Source organism: Citrobacter sp. Awk 4, assembly GCF_028069725.1.
GTDB lineage: Bacteria > Pseudomonadota > Gammaproteobacteria > Enterobacterales > Enterobacteriaceae > Citrobacter_D.
In genome coordinates, this window is sequence record NZ_JANEWG010000038.1 from 37,395 (window position 1) to 44,049 (window position 6,655).

Genomic DNA, 6,655 nt, shown 5'->3' on the forward strand with positions numbered 1-6,655 from the left:
CTGATGATTTTTTAAATGAGGCTTTAAACATGGTACCTGTGGTCGCGCTTGTCGGGCGCCCTAACGTCGGAAAATCCACGTTATTTAACCGTCTAACTCGCACCCGAGATGCGCTGGTTGCGGATTTCCCGGGTCTGACTCGTGACCGTAAGTACGGTCGTGCGGAAGTTGAAGGTCGTGAGTTTATCTGCATTGATACCGGCGGTATTGATGGCACTGAAGACGGTGTCGAGACGCGTATGGCGGAACAGTCGCTGCTGGCGATTGAAGAGGCCGATGTGGTGTTGTTCATGGTTGATGCGCGAGCAGGACTGATGCCAGCCGATGAAGCCATCGCCCAGCATCTGCGTTCTCGCCAGAAACCGACGTTCCTCGTTGCCAACAAAACTGACGGACTTGATCCTGACCAGGCAATCGTCGATTTCTATTCACTGGGTTTAGGCGAAATCCACCCGATTGCGGCATCTCATGGGCGTGGCGTACTGAGCCTGCTGGAACACGTGCTGCTGCCGTGGATGGATGATGTTGCTCCGCAGGAAGAAGTTGATGAAGACGCGGAGTATTGGGCGAAGCTTGCAGCCGAAGAAAACGGTGAAGAAGAGCCGGAAGATGATTTCAACCCGCAAGATCTGCCGATCAAGCTGGCTATCGTCGGTCGCCCGAACGTAGGTAAGTCCACACTCACTAACCGCATTTTGGGTGAAGATCGTGTTGTCGTCTATGACATGCCGGGCACAACGCGTGACAGCATCTATATTCCGATGGAGCGCGACGAGCGTGAGTATGTACTGATTGATACAGCGGGTGTTCGCAAACGCGGTAAAATCACTGACGCGGTAGAAAAATTCTCCGTTATCAAAACGTTGCAGGCGATTGAAGACGCCAACGTGGTGATGCTGGTGATTGACGCACGCGAAGGTATTTCCGATCAGGATCTGTCGTTGCTGGGCTTCATCCTCAATAGTGGGCGCTCACTTGTTATTGTGGTGAACAAATGGGATGGCCTGACCCAGGAAGTCAAAGAGCAGGTAAAAGAGACGCTGGACTTCCGTCTGGGCTTTATCGACTTTGCCCGCGTGCACTTTATTTCTGCATTGCACGGCAGCGGTGTGGGTAACCTGTTTGAATCTATTCGTGAGGCGTACGACAGCTCAACGCGTCGTGTGAGCACGGCGATGCTGACCCGTATCATGACGATGGCGGCAGAAGATCATCAACCGCCGCTGGTACGTGGTCGTCGCGTGAAGTTGAAATATGCCCATGCCGGTGGTTATAACCCGCCAATCGTGGTGATCCACGGTAATCAGGTCAAAGACTTGCCGGACTCCTACAAGCGCTATCTGATGAACTACTTCCGTAAGTCGCTGGAAGTGATGGGGACACCGATCCGCATTCAGTTTAAGGAAGGGGAAAATCCGTATGCCAACAAACGCAATACGTTGACCCCAACCCAGATGCGTAAGCGTAAGCGTCTGATCAAGCACATCAAGAAAAGTAAGTAATCTGACTTTATCGCCCTCTCCGTTCCGGGGAGGGTGTCATCAACAGGAATGTGAGGAGGATGTATGGAACTCATTTGTCCCGTCTGTCACCAGCTACTGGAACGCAATGGCGAAACAGCGCATTGTGCGTCATGTGAAAAAGATTTCAAACTGGAAGCCCGATGCCCTGATTGCCATCAACCCTTGCAGGTTTTAAAAGCCTGCGGTGCCGTAGATTATTTTTGCCAGCACGGACATGGGTTAATTTCAAAAAAACGCGTAGAGTTTGTGGTTCAAGACTGAATCATGATTTCGCCGCAGGCCTGCGTTTACGCTTCAGTTTCACCGGCGTGATATCAAGAACCTGACTCTCCACCCAGCCATCCTCCAGTCGAGTGGTCATTATTTCACCCGCTTTCACCTGCTTAACCTGCTTCAGCACAGCGCCATCGGCAGTGCGGGTTACGCTATAACCGCGCGCCAGTGTTGAAAGTGGGCTGACTGCTTCAAGGTGAGTCACGGCGTTGCCAAAACGTTCACGCGTAGCGCTGAGCTTCGCACGCAACGTTTCCGCCAGGCGATATTCCAGTTGCTGGAGACGTGTCTGGGCGCGATGAATTCGCGGCTGTGGGCTTTGCTGATTCAAGCGTTGAACCAGTCGTTGCTGTTGCGACGATGCGCGCTTGAGTTGGTTCTCAAGGGCAAAACGCATCCGTTTTTGCAGACGCTCCAGCGCGGTTTGCTGGCGTGCCAGCCGTAGTTGCGGATGTTGCTGCTGTAAGCGGTGATGGATCTGGGTAAAACGGCGCGCGCGGTTGGCGAGATAATAATCCATCGCCATCTCCAGCCGTTGTTGTGCAGACTGCACCTGGCGTAGCAATTCCTGCTGATTGCGACTGACGATTTCCGCTGCTGCGGAAGGGGTTGGTGCCCGCAGATCGGCAACAAAATCAGCAATCGTGACGTCGGTTTCATGGCCAACGGCGCTGACCACCGGAATCTGGCTAGCAAAAATGGCCCGCGCCACGCGCTCGTCGTTGAAGCTCCATAAATCTTCCAGTGAACCGCCGCCGCGCCCGACAATTAACACGTCACATTCGTTGCGTGCGTTCGCCAGTTCAATGGCGCGGACGATTTGCCCCGGCGCATCATCGCCCTGTACGGCCGTCGGGTAAATGATCACTGGCAGCGACGGATCGCGACGTTTAAGGACGTGGAGAATATCGTGCAGCGCAGCGCCGGTTTTAGAGGTAATCACCCCTACACAGTGTGCCGGGGTGGGAAGTGATTTCTTTAACTGTTGATCGAAAAGACCTTCAGCCTGCAGACTGGCTTTTAACTGTTCATATTTCTGCTGAAGTAACCCTTCACCCGCAGGCTGCATGCTCTCGACAATAATTTGATAGTCGCCGCGCGGTTCATAGAGCGTAATATTGGCGCGAACCAGAACCTGCTGACCGTGCTGCGGGCGAAAAGTGACGCGGCGGTTGCTGTTGCGAAACATCGCGCAGCGAACCTGGGCTGTATCGTCTTTTAGCGTGAAGTACCAGTGCCCGGAAGAGGGTTGGGTAAAATTTGAGATTTCGCCGCTGATCCATACCTGTCCCATTTCCTGTTCAAGTAACAAACGAACCGTCTGGTTGAGGCGGCTAACAGTAAAGATTGAGGAGGTTTGAGCGGATAACATGTGAGCGGGATCAAATTCTAAATCAGCAGGTTATTCAGTCGATAGTAACCCGCCCACAGAGGAGCGCAAGTATTATTTGCAAAAAAGTGTGGAAGCAATCGGTTCCGCTCTGTATAATGCCACGGCAATATTTAACCACCCCCAGGTCAGAGATATTGCCCATGCTACGTATTGCTAAAGAAGCTTTGACGTTTGACGACGTCCTCCTCGTTCCCGCTCATTCTACCGTTCTGCCGAATACTGCCGATCTCAGCACGCAGTTAACGAAAACCATTCGCCTGAACATCCCTATGCTCTCTGCAGCAATGGACACCGTGACGGAAGCGCGTCTGGCGATTGCCCTGGCGCAGGAAGGCGGCATCGGTTTTATCCACAAGAACATGTCTATTGAGCGCCAGGCTGAAGAAGTTCGTCGTGTGAAAAAACACGAGTCGGGTGTCGTAACCGACCCGCAGACAGTCCTGCCGACCACCACGCTGCGTGAAGTCAAAGAGCTGACCGAACGTAATGGTTTTGCCGGTTATCCTGTCGTTACTGAAGACAACGAACTGGTCGGTATTATCACTGGCCGTGATGTCCGTTTTGTGACCGATCTGAACCAGCCGGTGAGCGTTTATATGACGCCGAAAGAGCGTCTGGTCACCGTTCGTGAAGGCGAAGCCCGTGACGTAGTATTAGCGAAAATGCACGAAAAACGCGTTGAAAAAGCGCTGGTGGTTGACGGTGGTTTCCACCTGCGCGGCATGATTACCGTTAAAGACTTCCAGAAAGCGGAACGTAAACCGAATTCCTGTAAAGATGAGCATGGCCGCTTGCGCGTTGGCGCGGCAGTCGGTGCAGGCGCGGGCAATGAAGAGCGCGTTGATGCGCTGGTGGCTGCTGGTGTTGATGTGCTGCTGATCGACTCCTCTCACGGTCATTCTGAAGGCGTTCTGCAGCGTATTCGTGAAACCCGTGCAAAATACCCGGATCTGCAAATCATCGGTGGCAACGTGGCGACTGGCGCTGGCGCACGTGCGCTGGCTGACGCTGGCGTGAGCGCGGTGAAAGTCGGTATCGGTCCTGGTTCTATCTGTACTACCCGTATCGTTACCGGCGTAGGGGTTCCGCAGATCACCGCGGTATCTGACGCGGTTGAAGCGCTGGAAGGTACCGGTATTCCGGTTATCGCTGACGGTGGTATCCGTTTCTCCGGCGATATCGCGAAAGCGATCGCAGCAGGCGCAGCTGCCGTGATGGTCGGTTCCATGCTGGCTGGTACCGAAGAATCCCCGGGCGAAATCGAATTGTACCAGGGCCGTTCTTACAAATCTTATCGTGGTATGGGTTCCCTTGGCGCGATGTCCAAAGGGTCTTCTGACCGTTACTTCCAGAGCGATAATGCCGCTGACAAACTGGTGCCGGAAGGTATCGAAGGTCGCGTTGCTTATAAAGGCCGCCTGAAAGAGATTATTCACCAGCAGATGGGCGGCCTGCGCTCCTGTATGGGACTGACCGGTTGTGGTACTATCAACGAGTTGCGTACCAAAGCAGAGTTTGTACGCATCAGCGGTGCGGGCATTCAGGAAAGTCACGTTCACGATGTGACGATCACCAAAGAGTCCCCGAACTACCGTCTGGGCTCCTGATTTTCTTCGCCCGACCTTGTGTCGGGCGATTTATTTAATCTGTTTCACTTGCCTCGGAATTAGCGTCAATGACGGAAAACATTCATAAACATCGCATTCTCATCCTGGATTTCGGTTCTCAGTACACTCAGCTGGTGGCGCGTCGCGTGCGTGAACTTGGCGTTTACTGCGAACTGTGGGCGTGGGATGTTACGGAAGCACAAATTCGCGAATTCAATCCAAGCGGCATTATCCTTTCCGGCGGTCCGGAAAGTACCACTGAAGACAATAGCCCACGCGCACCGCAGTACGTGTTTGAAGCGGGTGTTCCTGTCTTCGGCGTTTGCTATGGTATGCAGACCATGGCAATGCAATTGGGCGGTCATGTTGAAAGCTCTAACGAACGTGAGTTCGGTTATGCGCAAGTTGAAGTGAAAACCGACAGCGCCCTGATTCGCGGTATCGAAGACTCCCTGACCGCTGACGGCAAACCACTGCTGGATGTGTGGATGAGCCACGGCGACAAAGTGACGGCGATCCCGGCTGATTTTGTCACCGTTGCCAGCACCGAAACCTGCCCGTTTGCCATTATGGCCAACGAAGAAAAACGCTTCTACGGCGTGCAGTTCCACCCGGAAGTTACTCACACTCGTCAGGGCCTGCGTATGCTGGAGCGCTTTGTGCGCGATATTTGCCAGTGTGAAGCGCTGTGGACCCCGGCGAAAATTATCGACGACGCCGTTGCCCGCATCCGCGAGCAGGTGGGCGACGATAAAGTGATCCTCGGTCTTTCCGGCGGTGTTGACTCCTCTGTCACCGCCATGCTGCTGCATCGTGCTATTGGCAAAAACCTGACCTGCGTCTTCGTGGATAACGGTCTTCTGCGCCTGAACGAAGCCCAGCAGGTGATGGACATGTTTGGTGACCATTTCGGTCTGAACATCGTTCACGTGGAAGGCGAAAAACGCTTCCTCGACGCGTTGGCGGGTGAAAACGATCCAGAAGCGAAACGTAAAATCATCGGTCGCGTATTCGTTGAAGTGTTTGACGAAGAAGCGCTGAAACTGGAAGACGTTAAATGGCTGGCGCAGGGTACCATCTACCCTGACGTCATCGAGTCTGCGGCTTCTGCGACTGGCAAAGCACACGTCATCAAATCTCACCACAACGTGGGTGGCCTGCCGAAAGAGATGAAGATGGGGCTGGTTGAACCGCTCCGTGAGCTGTTCAAAGATGAAGTGCGTAAAATTGGTCTGGAACTGGGCCTGCCGTACGACATGCTCTACCGTCACCCGTTCCCGGGGCCGGGTCTCGGCGTTCGCGTGCTGGGTGAAGTGAAGAAAGAGTACTGCGATCTGCTGCGTCGTGCAGATGCTATCTTCATTGAAGAGCTGCATAAAGCTGACCTGTACAACAAAGTGAGCCAGGCATTTACCGTCTTCCTGCCGGTACGTTCTGTGGGTGTGATGGGCGATGGTCGTAAGTACGACTGGGTTGTTTCCCTGCGTGCTGTCGAAACTATCGACTTCATGACTGCGCACTGGGCGCACCTGCCGTATGACTTCCTGGGTCGCGTCTCCAACCGCATCATCAACGAAGTGAACGGCATCTCCCGCGTGGTGTATGACATCAGCGGCAAGCCGCCAGCGACGATTGAGTGGGAATGATGTACCGCTAGTTCATAGCGAATCATAACTATCCAATTACGCAATCAACCCTCTGTTTTTACAGAGGGTTTTTTTATGCGTGTTATAAATTTCCAGGCGCGAAAATTTTTAGATGAATTGTTTTTTTGAAAGAATAAAAATAAATTTGAAATATATTAACTAATTTTCTTGTGGTGAAATAAATATCCTGTACTCAGCATCGCACTTAATAAC

5 protein-coding genes are annotated in these 6,655 nt (G+C 53.1%); 4 read left to right on the forward strand and 1 reads right to left on the reverse strand.

Annotation, left to right across the window (positions count from 1 at the left end; genetic code table 11):
• Positions 1–29: 29 nt before the first annotated feature.
• Together der and NNO04_RS15945 are read left to right on the forward strand one after the other, a co-directional pair.
• Positions 30–1,502, forward strand: a complete 1,473-nt coding sequence (der, locus tag NNO04_RS15940; protein WP_162379101.1) for a ribosome biogenesis GTPase Der — start codon at positions 30–32, stop codon at positions 1,500–1,502.
• 63 nt (positions 1,503–1,565) lie between these two features.
• Positions 1,566–1,784: a zinc ribbon domain-containing protein gene (locus NNO04_RS15945; protein ID WP_271445519.1), complete on the forward strand. Its 219-nt coding sequence runs from the start codon at positions 1,566–1,568 to the stop codon at positions 1,782–1,784.
• 1 nt (position 1,785) lies between these two features.
• On the opposite strand, the gene xseA is transcribed toward NNO04_RS15945, so the two are convergent.
• Entirely contained in the window at positions 1,786–3,168 is a 1,383-nt protein-coding gene (xseA, locus tag NNO04_RS15950) for an exodeoxyribonuclease VII large subunit (RefSeq protein ID WP_271445520.1), read from the reverse strand.
• A gap of 161 nt (positions 3,169–3,329) precedes the next feature.
• Here xseA and guaB point away from each other — a divergent pair, with 161 nt between their 5' ends.
• Both guaB and guaA read left to right on the forward strand, forming a co-directional pair.
• Complete coding sequence (gene guaB, locus NNO04_RS15955) at positions 3,330–4,796, forward strand: IMP dehydrogenase (protein ID WP_271445521.1); 1,467 nt, start codon at positions 3,330–3,332, stop codon at positions 4,794–4,796.
• Positions 4,797–4,864: 68 nt separating this feature from the next.
• Positions 4,865–6,442 carry a glutamine-hydrolyzing GMP synthase gene (gene guaA, locus NNO04_RS15960; protein WP_271445522.1) on the forward strand — a complete coding sequence of 526 codons (1,578 nt, stop codon included), beginning with the start codon at positions 4,865–4,867 and terminating at the stop codon, positions 6,440–6,442.
• Positions 6,443–6,655: the final 213 nt, after the last annotated feature.

What these genes read in the sequence shown, in the direction of transcription:
- der (WP_162379101.1), top strand. Translation starts at nt 30, where the DNA reads ATGGTACCTGTGGTCGCGCTTGTCGGGCGCCCTAACGTCGGAAAATCC.
- NNO04_RS15945 (WP_271445519.1), top strand. Translation starts at nt 1,566, where the DNA reads ATGGAACTCATTTGTCCCGTCTGTCACCAGCTACTGGAACGCAATGGC.
- xseA (WP_271445520.1), bottom strand. Translation starts at nt 3,168, where the DNA reads ATGTTATCCGCTCAAACCTCCTCAATCTTTACTGTTAGCCGCCTCAAC.
- guaB (WP_271445521.1), top strand. Translation starts at nt 3,330, where the DNA reads ATGCTACGTATTGCTAAAGAAGCTTTGACGTTTGACGACGTCCTCCTC.
- guaA (WP_271445522.1), top strand. Translation starts at nt 4,865, where the DNA reads ATGACGGAAAACATTCATAAACATCGCATTCTCATCCTGGATTTCGGT.